At 53.9% G+C, this 25,911-nt stretch carries 23 protein-coding genes and 1 riboswitch; of the genes, 9 read left to right on the plus strand and 14 right to left on the minus strand.

The window, feature by feature from the left end; all coding sequences use genetic code 11:
- Nucleotides 1-110 precede the first annotated feature (110 nt).
- Both dnaG and rpsU read right to left on the minus strand, forming a co-directional pair.
- Nucleotides 111-1,865 carry a DNA primase gene (gene dnaG / locus ACLRGG_RS00750; protein WP_416247948.1) on the minus strand — a complete coding sequence of 585 codons (1,755 nt, stop codon included), beginning with the start codon at nt 1,863-1,865 and terminating at the stop codon, nt 111-113.
- Nucleotides 1,866-1,998: 133 nt separating this feature from the next.
- Nucleotides 1,999-2,214, minus strand: coding sequence for a 30S ribosomal protein S21 (gene rpsU, locus ACLRGG_RS00755; RefSeq protein WP_001144069.1), 216 nt, complete (start codon nt 2,212-2,214; stop codon nt 1,999-2,001).
- 302 nt (nt 2,215-2,516) lie between these two features.
- On the opposite strand from rpsU, the gene tsaD reads away from it, so the two are divergent.
- Entirely contained in the window at nt 2,517-3,542 is a 1,026-nt protein-coding gene (gene tsaD / locus ACLRGG_RS00760; protein WP_416247949.1) for a tRNA (adenosine(37)-N6)-threonylcarbamoyltransferase complex transferase subunit TsaD, read from the plus strand.
- 112 nt (nt 3,543-3,654) lie between these two features.
- Here the strand turns inward: tsaD and ACLRGG_RS00765 are convergent, their stop codons facing one another.
- A complete protein-coding gene (locus ACLRGG_RS00765; RefSeq protein ID WP_416247950.1) occupies nt 3,655-3,942 on the minus strand; it encodes a hypothetical protein in 288 nt (95 codons plus the stop codon).
- 123 nt (nt 3,943-4,065) lie between these two features.
- On the minus strand, nt 4,066-4,662 hold the full coding sequence (gene plsY, locus ACLRGG_RS00770; protein WP_416248026.1) for a glycerol-3-phosphate 1-O-acyltransferase PlsY: 597 nt from the start codon (nt 4,660-4,662) through the stop codon (nt 4,066-4,068).
- A 107-nt stretch (nt 4,663-4,769) separates the two neighbouring features.
- On the opposite strand from plsY, the gene folB reads away from it, so the two are divergent.
- Complete coding sequence (gene folB, locus ACLRGG_RS00775) at nt 4,770-5,129, plus strand: bifunctional dihydroneopterin aldolase/7,8-dihydroneopterin epimerase (RefSeq protein WP_416247951.1); 360 nt, start codon at nt 4,770-4,772, stop codon at nt 5,127-5,129.
- Between the two features lie 144 nt (nt 5,130-5,273).
- Nucleotides 5,274-6,092 carry an undecaprenyl-diphosphate phosphatase gene (gene bacA, locus ACLRGG_RS00780; protein ID WP_416247952.1) on the plus strand — a complete coding sequence of 273 codons (819 nt, stop codon included), beginning with the start codon at nt 5,274-5,276 and terminating at the stop codon, nt 6,090-6,092.
- Nucleotides 6,093-6,136: 44 nt separating this feature from the next.
- On the opposite strand, the gene ACLRGG_RS00785 is transcribed toward bacA, so the two are convergent.
- Both ACLRGG_RS00785 and ACLRGG_RS00790 read right to left on the minus strand, forming a co-directional pair.
- Nucleotides 6,137-7,366 carry a multifunctional CCA addition/repair protein gene (locus tag ACLRGG_RS00785; protein ID WP_416247953.1) on the minus strand — a complete coding sequence of 410 codons (1,230 nt, stop codon included), beginning with the start codon at nt 7,364-7,366 and terminating at the stop codon, nt 6,137-6,139.
- Nucleotides 7,367-7,506: 140 nt separating this feature from the next.
- Complete coding sequence (locus ACLRGG_RS00790) at nt 7,507-8,127, minus strand: TIGR04211 family SH3 domain-containing protein (protein ID WP_416247955.1); 621 nt, start codon at nt 8,125-8,127, stop codon at nt 7,507-7,509.
- Nucleotides 8,128-8,415: 288 nt separating this feature from the next.
- Between ACLRGG_RS00790 and ACLRGG_RS00795 the strand changes: the two genes are divergently transcribed.
- The 3 genes from ACLRGG_RS00795 to hldE all read left to right on the plus strand — a co-directional run bounded on the left by ACLRGG_RS00795 (nt 8,416) and on the right by hldE (nt 14,153).
- Nucleotides 8,416-9,720, plus strand: a complete 1,305-nt coding sequence (locus tag ACLRGG_RS00795; protein ID WP_416247956.1) for a CYTH domain-containing protein — start codon at nt 8,416-8,418, stop codon at nt 9,718-9,720.
- A gap of 98 nt (nt 9,721-9,818) precedes the next feature.
- Entirely contained in the window at nt 9,819-12,617 is a 2,799-nt protein-coding gene (gene glnE, locus ACLRGG_RS00800; RefSeq protein ID WP_416248027.1) for a bifunctional [glutamate--ammonia ligase]-adenylyl-L-tyrosine phosphorylase/[glutamate--ammonia-ligase] adenylyltransferase, read from the plus strand.
- A gap of 108 nt (nt 12,618-12,725) precedes the next feature.
- Complete coding sequence (hldE, locus tag ACLRGG_RS00805; RefSeq protein ID WP_416247957.1) at nt 12,726-14,153, plus strand: bifunctional D-glycero-beta-D-manno-heptose-7-phosphate kinase/D-glycero-beta-D-manno-heptose 1-phosphate adenylyltransferase HldE; 1,428 nt, start codon at nt 12,726-12,728, stop codon at nt 14,151-14,153.
- Nucleotides 14,154-14,385: 232 nt separating this feature from the next.
- Here hldE and ubiK read toward each other — a convergent pair whose 3' ends face one another.
- The gene (gene ubiK, locus ACLRGG_RS00810) at nt 14,386-14,730 is read right to left on the minus strand and encodes a ubiquinone biosynthesis accessory factor UbiK (protein WP_416247958.1); all 345 of its coding nucleotides are present in this window, start codon (nt 14,728-14,730) and stop codon (nt 14,386-14,388) included.
- Between the two features lie 164 nt (nt 14,731-14,894).
- Nucleotides 14,895-15,046: riboswitch (FMN riboswitch) on the plus strand.
- A gap of 108 nt (nt 15,047-15,154) precedes the next feature.
- Here ubiK and ribB point away from each other — a divergent pair.
- The gene (gene ribB, locus ACLRGG_RS00815; protein WP_416247959.1) at nt 15,155-15,811 is read left to right on the plus strand and encodes a 3,4-dihydroxy-2-butanone-4-phosphate synthase; all 657 of its coding nucleotides are present in this window, start codon (nt 15,155-15,157) and stop codon (nt 15,809-15,811) included.
- 250 nt (nt 15,812-16,061) lie between these two features.
- Complete coding sequence (gene ygiD / locus ACLRGG_RS00820) at nt 16,062-16,850, plus strand: 4,5-DOPA-extradiol-dioxygenase (protein WP_416247960.1); 789 nt, start codon at nt 16,062-16,064, stop codon at nt 16,848-16,850.
- Between the two features lie 33 nt (nt 16,851-16,883).
- Here ygiD and ACLRGG_RS00825 read toward each other — a convergent pair whose 3' ends face one another.
- From ACLRGG_RS00825 to ACLRGG_RS00835, 3 genes are all read right to left on the minus strand, one after another.
- Nucleotides 16,884-18,044: a glutathionylspermidine synthase family protein gene (locus ACLRGG_RS00825; protein WP_416247961.1), complete on the minus strand. Its 1,161-nt coding sequence runs from the start codon at nt 18,042-18,044 to the stop codon at nt 16,884-16,886.
- Between the two features lie 4 nt (nt 18,045-18,048).
- Nucleotides 18,049-18,717 (minus strand): DUF1190 family protein, encoded by a 669-nt coding sequence (locus ACLRGG_RS00830; RefSeq protein WP_067706346.1) that lies wholly within the window; start codon nt 18,715-18,717, stop codon nt 18,049-18,051.
- 155 nt (nt 18,718-18,872) lie between these two features.
- Nucleotides 18,873-21,092 carry a two-partner secretion domain-containing protein gene (locus ACLRGG_RS00835; protein ID WP_416247962.1) on the minus strand — a complete coding sequence of 740 codons (2,220 nt, stop codon included), beginning with the start codon at nt 21,090-21,092 and terminating at the stop codon, nt 18,873-18,875.
- A gap of 313 nt (nt 21,093-21,405) precedes the next feature.
- Between ACLRGG_RS00835 and ACLRGG_RS00840 the strand changes: the two genes are divergently transcribed.
- Nucleotides 21,406-21,636, plus strand: a complete 231-nt coding sequence (locus ACLRGG_RS00840) for a hypothetical protein (protein WP_416247963.1) — start codon at nt 21,406-21,408, stop codon at nt 21,634-21,636.
- 75 nt (nt 21,637-21,711) lie between these two features.
- Here ACLRGG_RS00840 and ACLRGG_RS00845 read toward each other — a convergent pair whose 3' ends face one another.
- Genes ACLRGG_RS00845 through ACLRGG_RS00860 form a run of 4 tightly spaced genes read right to left on the minus strand, consistent with a single transcriptional unit; the run spans nt 21,712 to nt 25,907 of the window.
- Nucleotides 21,712-22,791, minus strand: a complete 1,080-nt coding sequence (locus ACLRGG_RS00845; RefSeq protein ID WP_416247964.1) for a YcdU family protein — start codon at nt 22,789-22,791, stop codon at nt 21,712-21,714.
- Nucleotides 22,755-23,744 (minus strand): ACP S-malonyltransferase, encoded by a 990-nt coding sequence (locus ACLRGG_RS00850; RefSeq protein ID WP_416247965.1) that lies wholly within the window; start codon nt 23,742-23,744, stop codon nt 22,755-22,757. Before ACLRGG_RS00850 ends, ACLRGG_RS00845 begins: the two co-directional genes overlap by 37 nt.
- Nucleotides 23,683-25,080: a hypothetical protein gene (locus ACLRGG_RS00855; protein WP_416247966.1), complete on the minus strand. Its 1,398-nt coding sequence runs from the start codon at nt 25,078-25,080 to the stop codon at nt 23,683-23,685. Before ACLRGG_RS00855 ends, ACLRGG_RS00850 begins: the two co-directional genes overlap by 62 nt.
- A complete protein-coding gene (locus tag ACLRGG_RS00860) occupies nt 25,077-25,907 on the minus strand; it encodes an outer membrane lipoprotein-sorting protein (protein WP_416247967.1) in 831 nt (276 codons plus the stop codon). The genes ACLRGG_RS00855 and ACLRGG_RS00860 overlap by 4 nt, the downstream gene beginning before the upstream one ends.
- Between the last annotated feature and the right edge of the window lie 4 nt (nt 25,908-25,911).

The following is a 25,911-nucleotide window of genomic DNA, read 5'->3' on the forward strand; positions in this document are numbered from 1 at the left end:
ACAAAACCTGGCCGTACCGGGGTACGATGTGGTTCAGGCGCTGTGCGCACGAAAACTGACGCTGGCGATATTGCCTCTCAATAGTTTTTGGGGTGACAGGATCGTCACGCTCAGGAATTCGTTTTTTTAGCAAATTCCTGATTGAGCAGCCAGTATTCACGGCGCTCGTTGGCATCCAGCCCGTGAGTGCGCTCGCGAGCAATTAAATACTCTAAGCGTCGCTCCAGCGCTGCGTCATACATGCTGGCCAGCGAATCGTTAAACATGGTTTCCACTTCATCGTCCACGATCATGTGGTTCCATGTGGCCAGAGTTTCAAGGCTCTGGCTAAATTTTGTGCCACGGTATAACTCTAGTAGCTGTCCCGTCGTCAGGCCAGGATGCGCGACGCAAGTGCTCACTAACTCAACAAAAAGGGAAAATCCCGGCAGTTCAGAAGATTCCAGTCCTTGCAGGGAGGGCACGGCTGCTGCCAGCTGCGGATTCTGAATCAGCAATCCAATCAGTATACGCATGGTTGTGCGTTTTAGCTGAGGCTGCGGCGGGAGTTTCGACTTCTCGCCCACTCTGGGCATCAACTTTTCCAGCTGACTGTCATCCAGAATGCCCAGTTTGTTACCCAGTTCCTGACGCAGGTAAATGCGCAGGGTTTCCCCCGGCACCTGGCTAATTAGCGGCAGGGCAAGGGTGCTCAGCTGGGCGCGACCATCCGGCGATCGTAAATCTACCTGAGGGAGCAGAGTGTCAAATAAGAAAGCGGAGAGCGGCGTTGCCTGCTCCATTCGCGCTTCAAATGCCTCTTTTCCCTCTTTACGGACCAGCGTATCCGGATCTTCACCGTCCGGCAGAAACATAAAGCGTAGCTGACGGCCATCATTCATGTAGGGAAGGGCGGTTTCCAGCGCGCGCCAGGCCGCTTCACGTCCTGCTCTGTCGCCGTCATAGCAGCAAATGACATTATCGGTCGAGCGGAACAGCAGCTGAATATGCTCAGGTGTCGTCGACGTTCCCAGTGACGCCACGGCATAATCAATGCCAAACTGCGCCAGCGCCACCACATCCATATAGCCTTCGACAACTAATAGCTTCGCCGGTTCCGGATGATGCTTGTGGGCTTCATACAGGCCATACAGCTGTCGGCCCTTATGAAAAATATCGGTCTCCGGGGAGTTCAGATATTTTGGCAACGCATCGCCCACTACCCGGCCGCCAAAGCCGATAACCCGGCCTCGCTTATCATGGATGGGAAACATGATCCGTTCGCGGAAACGATCGTAGCTACGGCCCTGATCGTTGGTGACCAGCATCCCGGCGTCGGTAAGCGATTGCCGGTCGTCCTCATTGCGACCAAATCGCTTCAGCGCGTTGTCCCAGCCTGCGGGCGCAAAGCCAATAGAGAAGTGGCCGATCACATCATCGCTCAGGCCGCGGCCTGCCAGGTATTCGCGCGCACCCGCGGCGTGACTCTGGGTCAGCGACTGCCGATAGAACTCATTCAGTCCGGTCATCAGCTGATACAGGCTCTGACGCTGATGGCGCTCCAGCTGGTTCGGGCCGCTTCCGCTTTCATACGGAATTTCAAGTCCGTAAAGCGTCGCCAGCTCCTCGATACTCTCCACGAACTCAAGGCGGTCATAGTTCATCAGAAAGTCGATGGCATTGCCGTGCGCGCCACAGCCGAAGCAGTGGTAAAACTGTTTCTCGCCGTTTACGGTAAAAGAAGGGGTTTTCTCATTATGGAAGGGACAGCACGCGTGATAGTTCTTACCCTGCTTTTTCAGCTTTACGCGGGCATCAATAAGATCCACGATGTCCGTGCGCGCCAGCAGGTCATTAATGAATACACGTGGAATGCGTCCAGCCATAAACCCTCTTCACCTTTCAGCTTCCATTGCTTCTGGCCCATAAACGAGAACAAGCCGCGCATTCCTTTCGGAAAGCACGGCCTTCATAACTACTTACCTGTCTGCGGAGCCTGAGGGCGTTAACCCTCAAAAATTAGTACAGACGAGTGCGGCGTGCGTTTTCGCGAGCCAGTTTCTTCGCGTGGCGTTTAACGGCAGACGCTTTAGCGCGCTTACGTTCGGTCGTTGGTTTTTCATAAAACTCACGACGACGAACTTCAGCCAGAACGCCTGCTTTCTCGCATGAACGCTTGAAACGACGCAGTGCTACGTCGAAGGGCTCGTTTTCACGTACTTTAATTACCGGCATGTAACTCTCACCTCGATAAATTCGGTTTGCTGCTGGGCTGTAAGCCAGCTCATTTCAAAATGGTGCGGAATTTTACTCCAACACAGGCAGCATTGTAAAGCACCATAGCATTAACTCACCAACAGATGCGCCTGTGCCACTGCCGGTATTTTCAGGCGAATGAGTATACAGGATTCCGCGTGGCGCCGCGAAAAAATTTTCGCCTTATGCATCAGAGACAAGGCGAAGCCCGGCGGAAAATTACCGCGAACGCCTGATCCTTCATGCTACACTGCGCGCCGCAAGAATGAGGTAAAAAAGTCATGCGTGTACTTGGAATTGAAACATCCTGCGATGAAACCGGTATCGCGATTTACGACGATCGGGCCGGACTTCTCGCCAATCAGCTTTACAGTCAGGTAAAACTGCATGCCGATTACGGCGGCGTCGTACCTGAGCTGGCCTCGCGCGATCATGTGCGAAAAACCGTGCCTCTTATCCAGGCGGCGCTTAAGGAAGCCGGATTACAGGCGTCAGATATTGATGCGGTGGCCTGGACGGCCGGACCTGGCCTGGTGGGTGCGCTGCTGGTAGGCGCCACCGTAGGCCGTGCGCTGGCGTTTGCCTGGGGGGTGCCGGCTATTCCCGTTCACCATATGGAAGGACACCTGCTGGCCCCGATGCTGGAAGATAATCCTCCCGCCTTTCCTTTTGTTGCCCTGCTGGTCTCGGGCGGCCATACCCAGCTTATCAGCGTTACCGCCATTGGTGAGTATAGGCTGCTTGGGGAATCGGTGGATGATGCAGCCGGTGAGGCATTTGATAAAACCGCCAAGCTGTTAGGTCTGGATTATCCCGGTGGCCCGATGCTGTCAAAAATGGCACAGCAGGGTGTCGAGAAGCGCTTTGTTTTCCCGCGTCCGATGACCGATCGGCCGGGCCTGGATTTCAGCTTTTCTGGCCTGAAAACGTTCGCGGCGAACACCATTCGCGGTAACAGCGACGACGACCAGACGCGCGCTGATATTGCCCGCGCCTTTGAAGATGCAGTGGTCGATACGCTGGCGATCAAATGCAAGCGCGCGCTGGAGCAGACCGGCTTCAAACGGCTGGTTATCGCCGGGGGGGTCAGTGCAAACCGCACGCTGCGGACGAAAATGGCTGAAGTGATGAACGCCCGGGGCGGAGAGGTCTTCTATGCCCGCCCTGAATTCTGTACCGACAATGGGGCAATGATTGCCTACGCCGGTATGGTCAGGCTGCGCAGTGGTACGGAAGCGGAGCTGGGCGTCACTGTTCGGCCACGCTGGCCGCTGTCAGAGCTGGGTGTTGTTGCTGAGCCGGAGTGAGCATCAGGATGAACACAGCTCTGCCGCTATGCGGGGAGCTGTGGAATAGATGAGGCGATGTTATTGATTTACCTGAATCGGGTGCCGGTATGCGCTGCAGATTGAGGGCAAATCAATTACCCAAAAGAGCATTGAAAATCCCACCTACAAAGGGGATCCTACCCAGTAACGACTCAACGGTGCCGCCAATATTACCGCCAATATTGGCACCAATGGTGGTACCCAGTTCGGGGAAGAACTTTTTAATGCTCGTCTCACCCATCAGCGGTAATGAAACGGTGATGCTGCCAGCCAGCTGAAAAATCCCATCGCCCAGCCGGCCACCCACTGACGTACCGATATTTTTAATAATGCCTGCGCCGCTCACTGCGTTGAGGTCAACCAGTTCTAACTCTCTCATTATCTTCACTCCCAGAAGAAAGTAACGGAATGTTACTGACGCGATACGTTATCGTGAGACGTTAAAGGAGAAAATAGTAATAAAATGATTTACAGGGGATCCGAATAAACCCCGTCGCTAAATTTATTTGCGTTTTTTCCGCCAGATTTTGGTTTCCTGCCCGCGCCAGAGTCGCTGAATATTGTCATGATGCCGCAGCAGCACCAGGCACGACAGCATCGCGACGGGAAAGGTAAACTGAGGTTTAAACCACCAGACGTAGAAGGGGGCTATCAGCGCGCTGACGATAGCGCCGAGCGATGAATAACCGCTAAGCAGTACGGTAAGCAGCCAGGTGCCGGTCATCAGCCCCGTTAAATCCCAGCCGATAGGGGCAATGGCCCCGAAAGCGGTCGCAACGCCTTTTCCGCCCTTGAAGCGAAAAAAAACGGGGTAAATGTGCCCAAGGCAGGCGGCGATCGCGGTAAGGCCCAGATATAAAGGCGTCACGCCATAATGCCAGGCAAGCCAGACGGGCAGCATACCTTTAAGAATATCAAAAACCAGCACGGCCGCAGCCGGGACTTTACCGCCAAGCCGCAGCACATTAGTTGCTCCGGGGTTACCGGAACCATTCTGGCGGGGATCGGGCAATCTGAACAGTCGGCACACCAGAATCGCACTGGAAACGGAGCCACACAGATAGGCAAAAAGGATCATACCCAGTGCGAATGTACTCATCATAACGTTCCGTCCTACAGGGGTCGTTTTGTTCTCATCATCCGGGAATAATACGCATAAACCGCCGGAAGTGGTATCCGGCATCCACAAAAACAGAGAGGGTCATCATGGATATTGTATTTATAGAGCAACTGTCGGTTATCACCACCATTGGCGTCTATGACTGGGAACAAACTATCCAGCAAAAGCTGGTTTTTGACGTGGAAATGGCCTGGGACAACCGCCGCGCGGCGGCCAGCGATGATGTGAATGACTGCCTGAGCTATGCGGATATCTCTGCTGCCATTATTGACCATGTTTCTGCGGGTAAATTTGCGCTGGTTGAACGCGTGGCAGAAGAGGTCGCCTCACTGCTGCTGACGCGTTTCAGTTCTCCCTGGGTACGGATAAAACTGAGCAAACCCGGCGCGGTTGCGCAGGCCGCACAGGTGGGCGTGGTGATTGAGCGCGGGACTAATCCTAAATAAGCGCAATATGATTGCCATCATGGTGAAACCCCCCCACATTATGGTCTGTTTTGACGTTGGCCCGAGTTTGCACGGGCACAATTTGGCGGTAGTCTCCGGCAGCCGCCTTTTTAATGATTTTGATACGGACAGGGGTAGTAATTGATGGCAGATATTCATCAGCTATGGGTGGCAGCAATACTTGGCATTGTTGAAGGCCTGACGGAATTTCTTCCCGTCTCTTCCACCGGGCACATGATCATTGTCGGTCATCTGTTGGGTTTTGAAGGGGATAAAGCGGACACCTTCGAGGTCGTCATCCAGCTCGGCTCAATTTTAGCGGTGGTCGTCATGTTCTGGCGTCGCCTGTTTGGCCTTATTGGCATCCACTTCGGCAAAGTGCCGCATGAGGGTACAGGAAAGGGGCATCTGACGCTGATTCATATTCTTCTGGGAATGGCACCAGCTGTCGTTGTAGGCCTGCTCTTACACGACGCCATTAAGACGTTGTTTAACCCGGTCAATGTGATGTATGCCCTGGTGGTTGGCGGCGTGCTATTGCTCGCGGCTGAATACCTTAAGCCCAAACAGCCAAAGGCAGTGGGCCTTGATGACGTCACCTATCGTCAGGCTTTCGTGATTGGCTGCTTTCAGTGCCTGGCGCTCTGGCCGGGTTTCTCACGTTCAGGTGCGACCATCTCCGGCGGGATGTTAATGGGGGTAAGCCGCTATGCTGCTTCCGAGTTCTCGTTCATTCTGGCCGTGCCGATGATGATGGGCGCCACCGTGCTGGATCTCTACAAAAGCGTGGGCTTCCTGACGATAGGTGACATGCCGATGTTTGCCGTCGGTTTTCTAACCGCGTTTGTGGTGGCGCTGATTGCGATCAAGGTCTTCCTGAAGCTGATTCAGAATATCTCCTTTGTACCGTTCGCAATCTACCGTTTTATTATTGCGGCTGCGGTTTATATGATCTTTGTCTGATTGCCCGAAGCGGCGATGAAGCCGGGCCGAATGGCCCGGTTTTCCTAAGCGTCCTTTTCAGCTTTCCAGCGCTCAAGCGCGGCAATCCTGCGCTGCGTCAGCGCTTCCCGAATTTCACTTCCTTTAAATCCCGCCGCAACAACCTCTTTTGTCGATACCGCCAGCGCGACGTTAAACGCCTCACGCAGATAGCGCCCCTGCGGATATGCATTATGTTCAAAGCCGGTTCGCCCACGGGCGTCAGCTTCGCTGGTCAAGGCTATCTGGCCGATACGCTGAGGCTTGCGCCAGGCATCAACCCGGTCAAACAGCGCGACTAACGCCTCTGCGGGCTGCCGCTCAATGGTATGTACCACATCATGAAACTCTGTAACCAGCAGCGCCAGGTCGCGCAGAGGGTTTGGCACCCGCAGCCGCTGACAGAGCGCGCTGACCAGAGGGACGCCAGCGGCACCGTGTCCATGGTGGCTGGGCCACAATTCGCGGGGCGTCAGCGCCTTACCCACGTCGTGGAACAGCGTGGCAAAGCGGACATCGACCTCGTTGCTGAGCTGTGCGGCAATGGCCAGCGTCATTAGCGTATGCACGCCGGTATCAATTTCGGGATGCCATTTTTTAGGTGCCGGGACGCCATAAAGGTTATCCAGCTCGGGGAAGAGCACCGCCAGCGCGCCACAGTCACGCAGCACCTGAAAATAGACCTGGGGGAAGTGCGTTTCGAGAGCCTTCTCCGTCTCCTTCCAGATGCGCTCTGGCGTCAGTGTGTTCAGCTCACCGCTGGCGGCCATGCTGCGCATCAGTCCAAGCGTTTCTGGCGCGACGGTAAAATCCAGATGGGCAAAGCGCGCAGCAAAGCGCGCGACCCGCAGCACGCGCAGCGGATCCTCATTAAAGGCGGCAGAGACATGACGAAGCTGACGGTGTGCAATATCCTGCTGTCCGCCCCAGGGATCGTACAGCAACCCGTTATGATCGCGGGCAATGGCGTTGATGGTCAGATCGCGCCGCTGTAAATCCTGCTCCAGCGTCACATCGGGGGCGAAATAGCAGCTAAATCCGGTATAGCCCGCACCGCTTTTTCGCTCAGTTCTGGCCAGCGCATACTCTTCATGCGACTCAGGATGTAAAAAAACGGGGAAGTCGCGACCCACCTGCTGATAGCCGTTATTTATCATCTCTTCCGGTGAACTGCCCACCACTACCCAGTCTTTATCAGTGACCGGTAATTCAAGCAGGGCATCGCGCACCGCGCCGCCGACAAGGTAAGTCTCCACTACTGCGCTCCTCGTTGTGTCGTTTCAGGCATCATACGTGAACGTCCGGCATTCTCCCACCATCGGCGGGCCTGAGCGGTATTTACCCACGACGAAAAGGACATCAATGGATGTCCTTTTCGTCCCGGCGTACGCTAAGCCTAGTTCATCCAGCGGTCTTTTTTCTTACGGCTGGGGACCATATGCGGCAGCAGCAGGCCAAGCAGCAGGCCGACGCCGGCCACGCCGCCGCCATACATAAACCACTGCATGATAATAGTGCGCTGCTTGTCATCGAGCTGAACGTTGGCCGCGCTCACCTTCTTCTGTGCCACCACCAGCTCATTTTTTAACTTCTGATTCTCATTTTTCAGGTTATTAATGGCACCGTCGCTACCCGCAACTTTTTTCTGCATTTCGGCGGTCCGCTGATTCCAGCTTCCATCAATATTGGCCAGTTTGTCAGTCAGCTCTTTAACCTGCTGTTCCAGCTGCGGGACGCGCGTACGCAGGCTGGGCTGTTCGCTGAGCTGCGCAAGAGGTATCCAGGTGGTACGGCCCGTTGAGTCGCGAATTTGCGCGTATTTGGTGGCATCATTGGTTTGCAGCAGCTCCACTTCTTCGCCCGCATTCAGCGTACCGACCAGGCGATAATCATTGCTGGGGCCACTGCGAACCCAGGTAGAGAGTTCATCAGAAATATAGCGTTTTTCTTCGGCGTGAACGGTAGCAGCAACGCTAAGTGTCAGTAAAGTAAGGCCAATTAATTTAATTTTTTTCATTCGATATCTTTTTTACGTGAATCCGGGAAAAAAGTAATGGCACAGTCTGGAGGCGCCTCGCATAAAGCTGAATGAGAACTTTCCTGGTCTCAGGGCATGGCAATCAGGGTCGTAAAGCATAAGAAAGCCGAGACAGCCACGGCAATTCTGCATTACTCTTCACGCTATAACTGACTGAGAAAGACCTCGCTGACTGCCGTATCTTTACGCGCAGAGTCCATAACATCGGCGAGGCATCATCAGGCGCACATCCATTTACCATGCCGGTAATTATTTGATTAAGAAAATATGACCATCGAAATCGAGTTAAAGTTCATCGCTACGCCTGCTGCTGCTGAAAATCTACCTGGCCGACTTGCTGCCTGGCCACTTCAACACAGTGCGCCACAAAAGCTGACCAATATCTATTTTGAAACCGAAAGCAGTCAGCTGCGCCGCTGGGATATGGGACTCCGTATTCGCGGCTTCGGCGACAGCTATGAAATGACGCTGAAAACAGCGGGTCAGACCGTTGGCGGCCTCCATCAGCGTCCGGAATACAATGTCGCGCTGGAGAAGCCAGAACTGGATATCGTGCTGTTACCGGCGGAGATCTGGCCCGCAGGGACCGATCTGGTCACGCTGCAACAGCAGCTTAAGCCGCTGTTCAGCACCCATTTCGTACGGGAAAAGTGGGTGGTCACTTATCTGCAAAGCGAGATTGAGGTTGCGCTCGACCTCGGAGAAGTGAGTGCGGATGATGAGAGCGAAGCGCTCAGTGAAATTGAGCTTGAGCTCAAATCTGGCCTGCGCGAGGATCTGCTGGCGTTCGCTGAAGAGCTGTCAACGATTGGCGGGCTGCGCCTCGGTAGCAAAAGTAAAGCCGCACGCGGCTATGCGCTGGCGCAGGGTAAAATGCCGTCTGAACTGCGCCCTATGCCGGTGCTGAAGGTTAAACCGAAAGCAACAGTAGAAGAAGGTATGCGTGCGGCCTTTACGCTGGCGCTCACCCAGTGGCAGTATCACGAAGAGCTTTGGCTGCGGGGCGAAACGAAGGCGCTGCATGAAATTCGTCAGGCGCTGGAAAGCCTGCGTCAGGTCTTCTCCCTGTTCGGCGCGCTGGTGCCGCGTAAGGCGAGCAGTGCGCTGCGTCAGTCGCTTACTGGCCTTGAGGAGTCGCTGATGGAAGAAAATCTCCAGCCGGAACTCATCTGCTTTAGCCCCCTTTCTTTACAAACCCAGTTAGCACTCACTAACTGGATAGCTACCGAACGCTGGCGCGGCTTTATTGATTCTAAGGCAGAGACCCGGCTCCAGGGATCCTTTAAGCGCTTCTGCGATATTATGCTGGGCCGCATCTCTGCCGATCTCAAAGAGACCTTTCATCGCATCCGCCAGTTCAATGAGTATCAGGACAAACTGACGCGCCTGCACCGTCAGCTACTGGCCGCTCGCCTGCTGGCCGGGGCTTACTCCCCTGAAGCTGTCGCCGCGTGGTTAGAAGACTGGCAGCAGTTGGCGCAGGGCATTGAATCCAGTCAGACCGCAAAGCTGGATGCTTACTGCCGTCAGGCCCTTAAACATCTGGCATTCTGGAAAAACGGGAGCGCCTGACTGCCCGGCTCTGCGCGGCCTGGCGTTCGTGCACCGATAATTTTTCATTTCAGGGAGTGTTTATGCTGCCATTGCCCCACGGATCTCTGCCCCCCTTAATGGTCGCGCAGACCGAACGTTTACCCGCTTCCCTGGGGGCGCTGACGCTTGCTGAGCAGAGCGTGCTGGCTTTCAGTGATTTTATCTGCGAGAACCTGAGCCGCCATCCTGCGTGGTGGCAAAGGCTTAGGGAGCAGCCTCCACAGGCGGATGAATGGCAGCATTACCAGGCGTGGCTGGCAGTTAAGCTGGCAGAAGTCCCGGATGAACCGGCCCTGATGCGCGAGCTGCGGCTTTTTCGTCGCCATATGCTGACCCGTATTGCCTGGATGCAGGCGCTGGCGACCTGCAGTACGGAAGACTCTCTGAAACAGCTGAGCGTGCTGGCTGAGCTGCTGATTGTGGCGGCGCGGGACTGGCTGTGGCAGGCCTGCTGCCGCGAATTCGGCACGCCGGTGAATGCGCAGGGTGAACCGCAGCCGCTGCTGATCCTCGGCATGGGCAAGCTGGGCGGCGGCGAGCTGAACTTCTCCTCTGATATCGATCTGATCTTTACCTGGCCCGAAAACGGGACGACGCAGGGCGGCCGACGCGAGCTGGACAACGCCCAGTTCTTTACCCGACTGGGACAGCGGCTGATTAAGGTGCTGGACCAGCCCACGGTAGAAGGCTTTGTTTACCGCGTCGATATGCGCCTGCGCCCCTTTGGCGACAGCGGGCCTCTGGTGCTGAGCTTTGCCGCGCTGGAGGACTACTACCAGGAGCAGGGGCGCGACTGGGAACGCTATGCGATGGTCAAAGTACGGGTGATGGGCGATCGGAATGACCGCTGGAGCCAGGAGCTACAGCAGACGCTGCGTCCATTCGTTTACCGCCGCTATATCGATTTCAGCGTCATTCAGTCCCTGCGTAATATGAAAAGTATGATTGCCCGTGAGGTGCGGCGTCGCGGTCTGAAAGACAATATCAAGCTGGGCGCGGGCGGCATCAGGGAAATTGAATTTATCGTTCAGGTGTTCCAGCTGATCCGCGGTGGCCGCGAACGGGCGCTCCAGCGCCGTGCGCTATTGCCTACCCTGCAAACGCTGGGCGAACTGGGGCTGCTTCCTGCAGGACAGGTAGCGCAGCTTCAAGAGGCATGGCAGTTTCTGCGTCGGCTGGAAAATCTGCTTCAAAGCCTCAACGATGAACAGACCCAGACCCTGCCTGTGGACCCGCTTAACCAGGCGCGGCTGGCATGGGCGATGGGGGTACCTGACTGGTCCGTTCTCCAGCAGCAGCTGGAACAGCACATGTCTGCGGTACGGGCGATTTTTGACGAGCTGATTGGCGACGATGCGCCAGAGGCAGACAGCAGCAAAGAGGTCGGAGAGTACGGCGCGCTCTGGCAGGATCGGCTGGAGGAGACCGAACTGGCCCCACTGGTTCCGCATCTGCCTTCGGGTGCGACAGCGGCGCTACTCAAGGCCATCAACGCGTTTCGGCAGGACACGGATAAACGTACGATTGGCCCGCGCGGTCGCCAGGCTCTCGATCAGCTGATGCCGCGCCTGCTGGCGGAGGTCTGTCCGCGGGCAGATGCGGCGATGACCCTTGAACGCCTGACACCGCTGCTGCTGGGCGTGGTCACCCGCTCGACCTATCTTGAGCTGCTGACGGAATACCCTGGCGCACTGAAGCATCTGATTCGGCTGTGCGCCGCCTCGCCTATGGTAGCCAGCCAGCTTGCCCGCTATCCGCTGCTGTTGGATGAGTTGTTGGATCCGGCGACGCTCTACCAGCCAACGGCCACGGATGCTTACCGTGATGAGCTGCGGCAGTATCTGCTGCGTATTCCGGAAGAGGATGAGGAGCAGCAGCTGGAGGCGCTGCGGCAGTTTAAGCAGGCTCAGCATTTGCGCATTGCGGCGGCGGATATCGCCGGAACGCTGCCGGTAATGAAGGTCAGTGACCACCTGACGTGGCTGGCGGAGGCGATCATTGAGCAGGTCGTGATGCAGGCATGGCAGATGATGACGCAGCGCTATGGGCGGCCCTCACATCTCCGGGACGATGAGGCGCGCGGATTTGCCGTCACAGGCTATGGCAAACTGGGCGGATGGGAGCTGGGCTACAGCTCCGATCTGGATCTGGTTTTTCTGCATGACTGCCCGGCCGAGGCGGTGACGCTGGGTGAGCGTAGCATAGATGGCCGGCAATTTTATCTTCGCCTGGCTCAGCGCATAATGCACCTGTTCAGCACCCGCACCTCTTCCGGTATTCTTTACGAGGTCGATGCCCGACTGCGACCCTCCGGCGCGGCGGGCATGCTGGTCAGTACCCTGGATGCCTTTGACGACTATCAGCGGCAGGAGGCCTGGACCTGGGAGCATCAGGCGCTGGTGCGCGCCCGCATCGTTTTCGGCGATCCGGCCCTGAGCCGGCGCTTTGATGCTATCCGTCGCGGTATTTTGTGCCTGCCACGGGAGCCTGCAGGGCTGCAAAAAGAGGTGGGCGACATGCGAGAAAAAATGTATTCGCACCTCGCCGGTAAGAACAAGGATCGCTGGGATATCAAAGCCGATCGGGGCGGTATTACCGATATTGAGTTTATTACGCAGTACCTGGTTTTACGCCATGCGGCCGCGGTGCCCGCCCTGACGCGCTGGTCTGATAACGTGCGGATACTCGAGCTAATGGCCAGCAATGGGCTGATGGAGGAGGGCGAGGCCCTGGCACTGACCAGCGCCTATATCACCCTGCGCGATGCACTTCATCACCTGGCGCTGGAGGCAATGCCTGGCCATGTGCTTCCCGAAACCTTCAGCCATGAGAAAGCGGTCGTGCAAGCCAGCTGGCAACGCTGGTTAGGTAAGTGAGCATAGCAACAGAGGCAGCCCCTGAAAGATAAAGGGTCAATGTGCGGGATAACCAGCTTGTGCTATCATCGCGCGCACTATTTTTGACTTATGCCAGGAGTGTCTGGAATGAAAATTACACTGCCCGAGTTTAACCGTGCGGGCGTTCTGGTGGTGGGCGACGTCATGCTTGATCGCTACTGGTATGGCCCTACCAGCCGCATCTCCCCTGAAGCTCCGGTTCCGGTGGTTAAGGTCGATAATATTGAAGAGCGTCCCGGCGGCGCGGCCAACGTCGCAATGAATATTGCTTCGCTGGGGGCTGCGTCGCGGCTGGTGGGATTAACCGGCGTTGACGATGCCGCGCGGGCGCTTAACGCCGCCCTGAGCGGCGTAAATGTGCAGTGTGATTTTGTTCCCGTCTCAACCCACCCAACCATTACCAAGCTGCGTGTGCTTTCGCGTAACCAGCAGCTGATCCGTCTGGATTTTGAAGAGGGCTTTGACGGCATCGATCCCGAGCCGCTGCATCAGCGCATTAAGCAGGCGCTGCCAGACACCGGCGCACTGGTGTTATCGGACTATGCAAAAGGGGCGCTCGCTACTGTCGAGACCATCATCAGCCTGGCCCGTGAGGCAAATGTTCCCGTGCTGGTGGATCCAAAAGGCACGGATTTTGAGCGCTATCGCGGCGCAACCATCCTGACGCCTAATCTCTCCGAGTTCGAGGCCGTGGTTGGCAAATGTAAAGACGAGGCAGAGATCGTCTCGCGCGGTATGGCGCTAATGGAGACATTTGAACTCTCCGCGCTGCTGGTCACACGTTCCGAAAATGGTATGACGCTGCTGCAACCGGGTAAAACGCCATTCCACCTGCCGACGCAGGCGCAGGAGGTTTATGATGTAACGGGGGCGGGCGACACGGTGATCGGCGTGCTGGCAGCGGCACTGGCGGCAGGAAACACCCTGGAAGAGAGCTGCTTCCTGGCGAATGCCGCTGCGGGCGTAGTGGTAGGTAAACTTGGCACCTCGACCGTTTCACCGGTTGAACTGGAGAATGCCATTCGCGCCAGGCCGGAATCCGGTTTCGGCGTGATGAGTGAAGCGCAACTTAAGGAAGCCGTTGCGCTGGCGCGACGTCGCGGCGAAAAAGTCGTTATGACCAATGGCTGCTTTGATATTCTCCATGCCGGGCACGTCTCCTATCTGGCCAATGCGCGCAAGCTTGGCGACAGGCTGATTGTGGCGGTAAACAGCGATGCGTCAACGAAGCGGCTTAAGGGCGAAAGCCGCCCGGTGAATCCACTGGTTAACCGCATGATCGTGCTGGGTGCGCTGGAGGCCGTCGACTGGGTAGTGGCTTTTGAAGAGGATACGCCGCAGCGGCTGATTGCCAGCATCCTGCCGGATCTTTTAGTCAAGGGCGGTGACTATAAGCCTGAAGAGATCGCAGGCAGTAAAGAAGTCTGGGCAAACGGCGGCGACGTACGGGTGCTGAACTTTGAAGATGGTATTTCAACCAGCAATATCATCAGGGCCATTAAGGCGAAAAACTAAGCCCCAGCGGGCGTTGGTAACTGCCAGCAGACCAGATCAGACCAGTAACCTGCTGACTAAACCAGACGCGTAACCGATCATGCGCCGAAGGGTATTAAGCCGGGACTGGGCTGGGACTGGGACTGGGACTGGGACTGGGACTGGGACTGGGTCGATCCAGAATACAAAAAGGCCGATCCTGCGATCGGCCTTTTTGTTAATAGCGGCCCTGCTGTCGAAGCTGCAGGAGAGGCTACAGATCTTCTTTCTTAGCACTCTCTGCCGGGGCGGTGACCGGCGCTGCTGCTGGGGCGGTTACTGGAGCAGAAACTGAAGCCGAAGCCGGAGTGGTTGCGGTACCCCGGCTTTCCAGCTCGGCGATGCGCTGTTCAAGCGCACTCAGCTTTTCGCGGGTGCGCAACAGCACCTGCGTCTGAACGTCAAACTCTTCACGATTCACTAAGTCCAGCCGCGTCAGCTGTGACTGTAAGGTCTGACGGATGCGCTTTTCCACGTCGTCGCCAAACTCGCGGATCCCTTTCGGCATGGATTCATGGACCTGGCGGGCAAGTTGTTCAATTTTTTTTGGGTCAATCATGGCGGCTTCCTGATAGCGGCAAAGTTTCTATAAGTGTAATGCTATAACCTGAAAGGATAAACCTGAAAACGGTAAAGCCACAAAATGGATAACTTATTGCCACTTTTGTTCATTGCCCTGTGGTTTCTTCGGCGTTATATTAATCTGCGATGTAAAAACTATATGCTTATTCTCAGGGCGGGGCGAAATTCCCCACCGGCGGTAAATCGGCTGAGGCCGAAAGCCCGCGAGCGCTTCAGACCCATCGGTTTGAAGGTCAGCAGATCCGGTGTAATCCCGGAGCCGACGGTTAAAGTCCGGATGGGAGAGAGTAACGTATGCTGTCGGGCCTGCGCCCGTTCTGCCGTTATTTTTTGTCACTGCATGACACTCCTAAGCATGCCCTGGTTCTGGTAACCGATACATTTTATAAGGTTTTATTACCATGAATCAGACGCTACTTTCTGAATTTGGCACGCCTGAAGAGCGTGTACAACGCGCCATCGCCGCTCTTAAGGACGGCCGTGGTGTAATGGTGCTGGACGACGAAGATCGTGAAAACGAGGGCGATATGGTTTTCGCTGCCGAAACGATGACCGTTGAGCAAATGGCACTGACTATTCGTCACGGAAGCGGCATTGTTTGCCTCTGTCTGAACGAAGAACGCCTTCGCCAGCTTGAATTGCCGATGATGGTGGACAACAATACCAGCGCTTACGGCACGGGTTTCACCGTGACGATTGAAGCCGCTGAAGGGGTTACCACAGGCGTTTCTGCCAAAGACCGTATCACCACCATTCGCGCAGCGATTGCCGACGATGCCCGGCCGGGCGATCTAAATCGTCCTGGTCACGTCTTCCCGCTTCGCGCCCGCGATGGCGGGGTGCTAACCCGAGGCGGTCATACCGAGGCCACGCTGGATTTGGTTACGCTGGCCGGTTTTAAATCTGCGGGTGTGCTGTGTGAGCTCACTAATGATGACGGTACTATGGCCCATGCACCGGAAGTGGTGGTATTCGCCAGGCAGCATGATATGCCTGTTGTCACCATCGAAGATCTGGTGGCCTGGCGCCGCAGCCATGAGACGTTGCAGGCAAGCTGACACCTATTGCCGGATGGGGGCCTAAACTCCTGTCCGGCGAGTATTTCAAATCCATTGGGTATTCTGCCCGCTGAGGGGGCATCTCAGCATCCCTTTTGCTCATGAGGGCATTGGCCCTTCAATAAGCTTTCTTCTTCCGACGCGCTATCTTCAAATTTCCTGACTAACTTCATCATCCTTATCCGCGTTATTCCTCACGAAAATGGGCGTAATGTTAGCGTCATTAAGCCGACACGTTTAGGGAATTTATATGAGTCAGTCACGTATGCCCGCACTTTTTCTTGGCCACGGTAGTCCGATGAATGTGCTGGAAGAGAATATCTATACCGAAACCTGGCGCAGGCTGGGCGAAACGCTGCCGCGACCGCAGGCGATCATTGCTGTCTCTGCGCACTGGTATACACGCGGTACGGCCGTCACGGCGATGGAAACACCACGTACCATTCATGATTTTGGCGGCTTCCCGCAGGCGCTGTTTGATACACGCTATCCGGCACCCGGTTCGCCGCAGCTGGCACAGCAAATTGCAGAGGCGCTCTCACCGGTTAGCGTGCAGATGGACCAGGAGTGGGGGTTAGATCATGGTGCCTGGGGAGTACTGATCAAGATGTACCCTCATGCCGATATACCGGTCGTACAGCTAAGTGTTGATGGCACCCAGCCACCGGCCTGGCATTTCGAGCTGGGCCGCAAGCTTGCTGCCCTGCGCGACCAGGGGGTGATGATTGTCGCCAGCGGTAACGTGGTGCATAACCTGCGGATGGCGCGCTGGCAGGGTGAGGCCGGGGCTTATCCCTGGGCGACCTCATTTGATAAGTATGTGCGCGAAAATTTAGTGTGGGAAGGGGCAGCAGCTGCGCATCCGCTGGTTAACTTTATGCAGCATGAAGGGGCCGCGTTGTCGAATCCCACGCCGGAGCACTATCTGCCGCTGCTGTATGTGCTGGGATCGCGTGCCCCAAATGAAACCGTATCGATCCCGGTTGAAGGGGTAGTAATGGGATCGCTCAGCATGCTTTCAGTGCAGGTGGGTGGCTAGGGCACCTGCTTCTGGCGAGTTGATCCTCTGCGGTTAGTCAATAAACGCATGGGGATAAAAGCGGGAAAGATCCTGAGTGATCAGCGCCCGATCCTCTCGCAGACCAATACCAGCCGGACGATCGTTCACCAGCCAGCTGCCGATCAGGGTATAGCTGTCGCCAAACTTCGGCAGCGGATGGAACTGCTGAACAATGGTGCCCTCTTCACCGTATGGCCCGTCCACGTTGGCTATCTCCTGACCGTTTTCAATGATGCGGATATTGGCCCCTTCGCGCGAGAACAGCGGTTTGACTACGTATTTATCCATGGACGGAACGTTGTCTTCGGAAAAATAAGCGGGCAGGAGATTAGGGTGATTGGGGAACATTTTCCACAGCATCGGCAGCAGCGCTTTATTAGACAGGATGCTTTTCCATGCCGGCTCCAGCCAGCGCACGCCTGCATCATTCAGCTTGGTAGAAAACACCTCGCGCAGCATAAACTCCCAGGGATAAAGCTTAAACAGGTTGCCGATAACCTGATCGTTGAGATCGGTAAACTGGCCTTTTTCGCCCAGTCCGATTTCATCCATAAACAGAAACTCGCTCGGCAGTCCCGCTTCCGTGGCGCAGTCCTGGAGATACTGAACGGTTCCGCGATCTTCATCGCTATCACGACAGCAGGCAAAATGTATCCAGCTGAATCCGTGCTGCTGATGCAGGGTAGCAAAGCGTTCAATCAGCTGTTCCTGAAGGCTATTGAACTGATCGCTGCCGGCAGGCAGTACGCCGCTGGCAAGCTGTTCTTCCAGCCAGATCCACTGGAAAAATGCGGCTTCATAAAGCGAGGTCGGCGTATCCGCATTATTTTCCAGCAGCTTCGCACCGGTTGTGCCGTCCCAGGCCAGATCCAGTCGTGAATAGAGTGATGGCTGGCTCGTTTTCCATGATGAACGGACAAAGTCCCAGGTATGTTCAGGAATACGGAATTTGGTCAGCAGCTGTTCGCTGTTTACCACCTTATCCACGACCTGCAGACACATCTGATGCAGCTCGCTGGTAACATCCTCCAGCGTTTCAATTTGCTGCAGGCTAAACTGGTAGTACGCGTCCTCGCACCAGTAGGGTTCACCGTGCATGGTGTGAAAACGGAAACCGTATTCGTTCGCTTTCTCACGCCAGCCGGAACGTTCAGGAATAGAAAGACGCTTCACGTTATCAGCCTCCAAAAGACCGGCTGGAGCCGGAAGCCGCGCTGCTGCGCTGCATAGAGGACTGTTTAGCCACGCTCTCACCAAAACCGCCGCGGGTCACCGTGCTGGTGGTCGCAGGTTTAGGTGCCAGCGCGCTTTTCGGCACGGTCATGGTACGGCCTGGCGTCGCCGCGCCGAAGCTTTTGCCGCTGGCATCTACAAACTTGCCGTTTGCCGGGCTGTTTGGCGCGCGTGAGGTAAACAGCGGCTGTTTCGCAAAGCCTGCGCCACCGCCCATCATCCTGCCCATCATATACCCTGCCATCAGCGGCATCCAGAAGCTGCCGCTCTGCTGAGATTCGGCGTTGGTTGTGCCGACCCCCGCCTGAGCAGGTGCCTGCTGACACTGGCCTTCACCAAATTCAGCCACGCAGGCTTCACGGCTGGCATATTTTGGCGCTGTTTTTTCCGCTTCTTTCTTCGCGTCGTTATAGGCCGTTTTGCACTGTTCGCTTTTGCCGGGGTTTGCGCTGGAGCAGTCATCCGCGTTCTGATACAGCGAAACCGTTTCATCGGTCTTTTCACAACCGGCCAGCATAAATACTGCCGTGACCGCGAAGGCCACCGGCGTTAAATGTCGTGCGCTCCAGCTTTTGCGGAAGGAGGCATAATTAATTTTTTTAGTCCGTTTCATCATGTTCTGTCCTGAGCCCAAAGGTAAACCCATAGAATAGGGGAATAGCGGCGAAAAATGAAGCGATGCGGGGAGGGTACAGGGCCTGATTTACATAGCTATACGTTTGATATTGCTGAAATACGCCCCCGGGGGCGTATAAATGTGTCATGGGGTTAGAAGTAACCCATCTCGTAGCCGTTCTTATATTTTTTATTCCCGGCCCTGATCCAGCCCAGATTGAGATCAATACCTTCAATATTGAGATTGATATCATGACCTGCGTAGATGGAACTTAGATAATTGCCCATCTGAGCGGCATAGAGGTTTATGTTTTGACCGGCTGTAATTTTATTCCGGTTATTAAATGCGCCATTAATATCCAGCGACATGTTGTTGCCAGCAGTCAAAGTATGGTAATTAGTGAAGGGTTTATTCATGGTAAGCTCCAGATCGTCATACGCCTGAAATGAGCCAGCCGTGCCGGTAATTTTATCAGCATTAATGAATATTCCACTATCAGACGTTACGCTACCTTTTTCGTTATCCAGATCGCTTATATTCATCACAATATCTTTCTGGGCAGATACTGCCCCCTGAGTGTTGTTAAGATAATATGCGTTTATGGCTATTCCGCCTGTGCTGAGGATTCGACTCTGCTGATTATTCAGCTTTTGCGTATTCAGCGTTATCAAACCCTCACTAATCATGCCACCGTTAACCCCTACGTTATCTATCCATATACCTAAAGTAGGGCTGTAGAGAGACATATAGCGATTATCAATTTCCTTTGCCGTGATAGTTATATCACCACTGGAAACAATAAGGCCCGCATAGTTAGCTAGTTTATCAGTAGTAATATCTAGTGCACCTACTGACATTACACCTGAGCTATTTATATAGGAGTGTGTAGCCACTATGGTTGCCTTACCCCCTGTCTGAATTGCACCCATTCTGCTGTCTACCTTACGGGCATGTAGAAACAAGTCATTCCCGACGGTTATCCCGCTGGAGTTAAGCGTCATTTCATCAAAATTCAGCGACATATTATTTTTTGCAAACAGCCCACCCATAAAATTATACAGGATTTTAGCCTCAACCTGCATGTCTGCATCAGTAAGAATTCTTCCTCTTTGGTTGTTTATTTTACCACTGGTGATTGTTAACCCTTTTTCAGAAGAGATAAGCGCATTATTGATATTATCCAGATTGCCGGCAGTAATGGTGATTTTTCCTTTACTGCTAATTTGAGCAGGAAAAAGATTTACGCCATTTGAAAGGGTTTCGTTTCCGGTATTAAAGGACATATCACCCGAACTTTTAATAGATGCCCGATTATCCAGCCGGCCACTGTTAATCGTCATCTGAGCCACTGAATAAATCTCGCCTGTATTTTCTATCGCTTTCCCCTGGGTTGCAATCGACAGAGCTGCACCACTCTTAAGTATACCACGATTGTCCAGGCCGCCTTTGGTATCAATTGAAAGGTCTCCGGCGGTAGAGATAATACCGGTATTGGTGAGGTATCCCCCGGTCGTAAGCTTTAAATCGTTGAGCGTAGTGGCAATGGACCCCGCATTTTTAACGCCAAATCCCTCTTCCGTCGTCATTATCATAATACTTTCCGCCTGAATCCCGCCCAGCGAAGTGATATCGACTGCTACTTTTGAACTTAACCAGCTATTATTCTGGCCCGTTTTAGTGATGGTCAGCGTACTATTGTCAACGCTATTTTTTCCGGTTATGACTCGCAGCTTTTTGGCTTTAAGGCTGGCACTGATATCGACCATATTGGCGATAAGATCGGTATAAGAGGATGTATCATGCCTGAGACCGTTGCCGCTAATTTTCACTTCTCCGCCATTCACCGCAAAGTGACTGAGCACGCCGTTATTAACCTGTGGTTTACCGGTAGTTAGCGTCGCTCGTTCAGTATTGATGAATCCACAGCCGTTGCAGGTAATCCCAGCCGGGTTGGCGACAATCACCTGTGCCCGCTCTCCCGCCACTTCGATCATGCCTTTAAGTTCACTCTTCTTAACAGAATTTACCTCATTGAGAATGATCGTTGCTGCGTTGCCAGACAGGTTGCCATTTGCTGCGATTAAGCCCGCCAGCTGACTCTGGCTGGCTTGCAATCCATTATTAAGGACGACGCCCTTTTTATCGATATTGAAATTATTGTAAATATTATGGGACAAGCCACTTGAAGAGGGTGGGTTTATATTAATGACCTGCTGGCCGTTTTGCAGGGTAGTGATTTGCGGTTGACTGGCCTGCATAGGATCAGAAGTTACAGCCGCATAGCTTAAAGGCATATAAAAGGGGGGGAAGAAGACTAACAACGGCGCACTATAATTCAAAAAAAGGCGTGTGCTTTTTTTTATCTTAAACATAATCATTCCTTTGGTTTTGGGTATTCCTGGGTCACGCCTTTCAGGCGTAACGAAACGGCCAGTCGAACCTCAGTGAGTTACTCACTATCATGCCAGTTAGTTTTTTAGTTAATATAGTAAAAATGTTATTTAAGGCTGATTCATATAACGCTGTGAACAATAAATGACGAGGGAAGCACCTGGGTGCAATATGGTGGGTGCGGGAATTATTTCAAAATAGTCCCTCCCGATGTTTATTTTACATGCTATAAATGTCATTATGAAGCAGGGTGGATTTACCCTGCTGTAGTTTAGCCGAGAACAAGGAGTAGTAATGCGCGAATTATTGGAAAGTGAAATTAAGTATGTTAGCGGTGGGTATATGAGTGATATTATGAATATCACTTCCGGTCTGGTGAGCGGTTTTATAGATGGTCCCGTCCATTCAGCTCTAAATATTATTCCCAATACGATTAGCAGCGCTGTGAAGCTCAGCGCGCAGACTCTGACCTTGATGACCAGCACCTTCTTTAAAGTAGTGGGCCTTCTGACCTTTTGGGCATAACGACCGGAAGCGACAGGTTAACAGATTACCCCTTTCAAACCACGTCTTCCGACGTGGTTTTTTATTTTATAGTCGTTAAGCCGGGCTAATCCCATTTTTCATCCGTGTCGGAGCTATCTTTTTGTATTCGTTGATAATACTCACTGCATGGTGATAATCAAGTTGTAGGGTATGGAAACGCTCCAGAAGAAATATTGCCACAGGGAACGTGAGAGCACAAAGGTAGATCAGAGTAAAAGAAAACGCTGCGATGACTGATGAAATAAGACAGACTGAAATTGTCCAGACACCGACCAGTAAACACCAGAAAATCGCCCGGCTGAACCGGTTACCTTTAGTGATAAAAGGAGACTTACAGGTTGGCGCTTCCAGCTCATCAAGTATTAACTCCCCGCAGAAAAGATATCGCTTACTCTTCCTTCCCACCATAAGCATTAAAATCAGAACGACTTCCATTAAAATTATCATTGCAATTATAAACGCTGGTGTCTGGCTGCCATTATCGAGTGTAAAGGCAGGTTTTCTGGCAACAGGCAATACCAGTGCAAGATTCACCACCAGCATTATGATGGTATCTTCAAAAAGATAACGCCTTATCCCATGCTTTTTGACGGGGAAAGGTTTTAGCCTGCTGAGATGATACAGCGACTGGCGAATATTATTTCGTAATGCATGAGTGTGGCAGAGGCACAGCCAGGACGGTAAAACTATTATTCCACACAATGCCAGCCAGCCGTTAATAACAGCAGGCGGCAGTAATATGCCAATAAGACACGCTGTTGCGACAACGGCAAGCGTTGCCAGCATGCTGCACCAGGGCTTTGTCAGGTAGTAGTCGATTTTTATTTCTGGCTGGTCAAATAACGACTTTAGCGTCTCACTGTCTTCGTGCATACGCAGGGAACAAAGCGTATAGATCCAGTAAGGACGCCCCTCACTGGCCATCATCCAGGCAAAAGAGCCGCCAATGGCAGACAGACCAAAAAACATGTCTGCTACACTTGCGTCGGGGGCGTTTCGTGCCAGTGAGGCGGTTAAGAATAAGGTGGTAATAAAGCATCCAATAAAAAAAAACAGGAGATGGCGTTGGATAAATTCATTATAGGAGGGGATCATCTTCAGCAGGGCTCTTTTGTCTGGGACAATAATGTGCAACAGTGCATTTTTCTCATAGGCGTTTTATTTTCTTCAATAAAAGAAAGTAAATATATTTTGGAGCTGATCTCGAGAAAACGCCGCTGACCCTGCAGCTGACAGTTCAGCATGCTTTCCCGCCAGCGAACGGGTTCTACAAGATGTCTGACAAGGTTATCAACAATGGTCGCCGTAGAGGTTTCTGCCCGGGCGCTTCGATTCATATAAATGGGAATTTCAGGCGGTTGCAGGCTTAACAGCGAGAATAACTCGTGCATCTCCGCAAGACCTTCAGCCATGAGCGGAGAGTGCCATGCGCCATTCACGCCTAATTTTGCTGGAATATTCCCACCTGCTGACAGTAGGTGCACAAGGTGTTTTAACGCTGAGGTTTCACCGGAAATGACCTGCCGGTTCGGGGCATTATCACAGGCGATGCTAAGCCTGTCAGTGAAGTTGTGAGCCTTAATCAACTGTTCAAGTTCAGCCCTGCCGATCCCCTGTACGCTATACATGGCTCCCTGGGTGATTTTTGCGAGTCGTTGCATTATCGACGCGCGAGTAACTATCGCCTTAAACAGCATCTCAAGCGTAAAAACCCCGGCCAGCCATAGGGCTGAATATTCTCCTGCGCTATGACCCGCACATGCCGTTACATTAAGCGTATGCTGCTCGCGGATCGCCACAACAGAGGCAACGTTTATGGTCGTCACGGCAATTTGCTGATAATAGGTTTGTGTCAGCCGGGCCATCGGGCCTTTAAGGCAGAGTTTACGCACATCAAGACTGGAAATGTCGCTGGCACATTCGTACACCGCTTTGGTGGCTACGGAGCGATCGATAATATTTGCCCCCATGCCCACCTGCGCGGTGCCCTGGCCAGCAAACAGCATCATCCAGCCGCCCCCCTCATTACCAGTAGTATCGTATTCCTGCATAGTGAACATCTTTCTCACCAAATAAGCTAAATTCACCGGCTGCCTTACCCAGGGCATAATTCGCACCGGCGTACATTTCAAGATTTTCTCTGACCGGGCTGCTGAGCTGAATGCTGGCCAGGCTGCTAAAATCAATGAGGTTGACCGTCAGGGCGGTACGCCAGTTCATCACCCCCGTTTCACTGCGGTTGCGGCTGCTGAAAAGCGTCAGGTAGTGCTTGCCCTGTAGCATCCCCAGTCGCCCTGTCCTGTCGATCTCAGCCGCCATAATATGGGAATAGTAACGAAAAGCATCGCGTACCTGAGGGATCGAGGTGATCCAGTGTCCCGTATGACTAAAACCGTCGGTGGCATAGGCTACATCACGGGATAACTGCTGCCAGGCGCTGCGGGAATAGCCCTGACTCTGGCCAGTGTATTCCAGTCCAGATTCAATCTGCTGGCTGCTGGAGTAGTGAACGCCAGCGCTGATTTCGCCGTTTATGCCTTGAGAACGGCGGACGAAGGGGGCTGATGAAGCATTGGCATCCCAGTTGTACAACCCTTTGCTGGCCTGGGGAGTGAGATGACGCCAGCTCTGGCCTTTCATCAGCCCGACTTCGAGATTGAAGGACCAGCTATCGTTGAGAACATAGTTACCGCCTGCTGCAAGGCGTTTTTGCGTCCCGGCCAGCAGGGATATCGTCGTCGTCATATCGTTCAGGCCGGTAGTCGAATAGCTAAGCAGGTAGCGCGCCTGCGAGTTGGTTCGCTCCAGTGAGGCATCACGGCCCGTCGTTTTCAGGGTGTTATTTTCACGGGTCAGGCGTGGTAGCACCACCGCGTCCCAACTTCCGGATGGGGTAAAAGCGCTGGCGGAAAATCCCCAGGAACCCTCGTCGTAAAAAGCGGGCCAGCTCTCGCCTGCAGCATTGACGTGAACGCTGCGAAACGCCCCATGAGGGTTACGCAGTAAATCCAGCGGCGAAACGACATAGAGATAGCCATAGCGTCGACGAATTTTCCCGGTATCAATAAAGAGATCGTCCCGCGCGGCCCAGCTGAGCGTGGCCTGGTTAAAAAATATTTTACCTTCGCGACGGCCGTCCTGTAGCGAACCCGGCTGACGACGGTGCAGGAGGTATTCACCGTTGATTTCACTTTTGAACGTTATGGCCTGGCCCATCCAGCAGTTCAGGGATACTGACCCATAAACGTTGGCCAGCTGATTTTGACGGAAGGCACTGTCCAGGCTGTTCCACTGTGTGTTGCCGGTATTCAGCAATACGCCTTCGCCTCCGGCAAAGCCTCGGGGGAATGTGCAGCCCGTGTCTGCCTCAGTGCCTGGCGGCAGGACAAGCAGGCCGGTAATCAGAAAGCAGAGGCGTTTCATTGGCTACCTCTGATCAAATAATCTTTCTGGAAATAGCTCTCCGGCAGTGACTCCAGAACCATCTCGCTGTAGGCCATGGTGGTCCAGCTATCTTTGCGTAAGGCATCTTCAATAACGATCGTGGCCGGACGCATTATCCCCTGAACCTGCTGATAATCACGGTAGCGCGAGCGCTTAATCAGCCGCCCTTCGGTCGAGAGGAAATCAATGCGCTGAGGATGCCAGCTGCCGACTTCCACCCAGTAGAGAATGGCAGGGTAGGGAACCGATGCCCAGCGGCGGGTTAGCGACAGCTTATAGCACTGGCTGTCACCGCACGCTTCAGTCCCGAGCAGCGTTGAAATGTAGGAGTAGTCGAAATCTGCCGCCACCACATCTCCGTTGGAAACCTGGCCCAGCAGACGCTGCTGACGAGAGATGGGGATAGGCCGACGCAGCTCCGGCGCGTAGTACCACATTTTGTCGAGATCGGAGAGCAGGACTTTGCCTTTATCTCTGGCGGGGGCGACAAAGCGTATCAGCGCGCGTGCCTCACCCCTTTCCCGCTGCTCGTCGGGCTTGTAAAAACGCATTGAAATATCCAGGACCTGCCGCTTATCCAACAGGTCGCGACCGTTTTTGTGTTCGGTGAGCGTCAGCGTATAGCGGAATGGCTGTTCGGGCGCGCGCACCCTGTCTGCACGACGAATAATCTCCCGGGCTTTGCTGTCTTCCTGGGTTAGCTGAGAGAGCTGCTCACGGTCCAGCGACAGAACCTGAGGCGGCGTCTGCGCCAATGCGCAGGCACTGACGTGCAGCATGACCAGCGGAATAATAGATCTGAACATGTCT

Origin of the sequence: Erwinia sp. PPS120 (assembly GCF_047918655.1) — a bacterium.
GTDB lineage: Bacteria > Pseudomonadota > Gammaproteobacteria > Enterobacterales > Enterobacteriaceae > Erwinia > Erwinia tasmaniensis_A.

What these genes read in the sequence shown, in the direction of transcription:
- dnaG (WP_416247948.1), bottom strand. Translation starts at nt 1,865, where the DNA reads ATGGCTGGACGCATTCCACGTGTATTCATTAATGACCTGCTGGCGCGC.
- rpsU (WP_001144069.1), bottom strand. Translation starts at nt 2,214, where the DNA reads ATGCCGGTAATTAAAGTACGTGAAAACGAGCCCTTCGACGTAGCACTG.
- tsaD (WP_416247949.1), top strand. Translation starts at nt 2,517, where the DNA reads ATGCGTGTACTTGGAATTGAAACATCCTGCGATGAAACCGGTATCGCG.
- ACLRGG_RS00765 (WP_416247950.1), bottom strand. Translation starts at nt 3,942, where the DNA reads ATGAGAGAGTTAGAACTGGTTGACCTCAACGCAGTGAGCGGCGCAGGC.
- plsY (WP_416248026.1), bottom strand. Translation starts at nt 4,662, where the DNA reads ATGAGTACATTCGCACTGGGTATGATCCTTTTTGCCTATCTGTGTGGC.
- folB (WP_416247951.1), top strand. Translation starts at nt 4,770, where the DNA reads ATGGATATTGTATTTATAGAGCAACTGTCGGTTATCACCACCATTGGC.
- bacA (WP_416247952.1), top strand. Translation starts at nt 5,274, where the DNA reads ATGGCAGATATTCATCAGCTATGGGTGGCAGCAATACTTGGCATTGTT.
- ACLRGG_RS00790 (WP_416247955.1), bottom strand. Translation starts at nt 8,127, where the DNA reads ATGAAAAAAATTAAATTAATTGGCCTTACTTTACTGACACTTAGCGTT.
- ACLRGG_RS00795 (WP_416247956.1), top strand. Translation starts at nt 8,416, where the DNA reads ATGACCATCGAAATCGAGTTAAAGTTCATCGCTACGCCTGCTGCTGCT.
- glnE (WP_416248027.1), top strand. Translation starts at nt 9,819, where the DNA reads ATGGTCGCGCAGACCGAACGTTTACCCGCTTCCCTGGGGGCGCTGACG.
- hldE (WP_416247957.1), top strand. Translation starts at nt 12,726, where the DNA reads ATGAAAATTACACTGCCCGAGTTTAACCGTGCGGGCGTTCTGGTGGTG.
- ubiK (WP_416247958.1), bottom strand. Translation starts at nt 14,730, where the DNA reads ATGATTGACCCAAAAAAAATTGAACAACTTGCCCGCCAGGTCCATGAA.
- ribB (WP_416247959.1), top strand. Translation starts at nt 15,155, where the DNA reads ATGAATCAGACGCTACTTTCTGAATTTGGCACGCCTGAAGAGCGTGTA.
- ygiD (WP_416247960.1), top strand. Translation starts at nt 16,062, where the DNA reads ATGAGTCAGTCACGTATGCCCGCACTTTTTCTTGGCCACGGTAGTCCG.
- ACLRGG_RS00830 (WP_067706346.1), bottom strand. Translation starts at nt 18,717, where the DNA reads ATGAAACGGACTAAAAAAATTAATTATGCCTCCTTCCGCAAAAGCTGG.
- ACLRGG_RS00835 (WP_416247962.1), bottom strand. Translation starts at nt 21,092, where the DNA reads ATGTTTAAGATAAAAAAAAGCACACGCCTTTTTTTGAATTATAGTGCG.
- ACLRGG_RS00840 (WP_416247963.1), top strand. Translation starts at nt 21,406, where the DNA reads ATGCGCGAATTATTGGAAAGTGAAATTAAGTATGTTAGCGGTGGGTAT.
- ACLRGG_RS00855 (WP_416247966.1), bottom strand. Translation starts at nt 25,080, where the DNA reads ATGAAACGCCTCTGCTTTCTGATTACCGGCCTGCTTGTCCTGCCGCCA.
- ACLRGG_RS00860 (WP_416247967.1), bottom strand. Translation starts at nt 25,907, where the DNA reads ATGTTCAGATCTATTATTCCGCTGGTCATGCTGCACGTCAGTGCCTGC.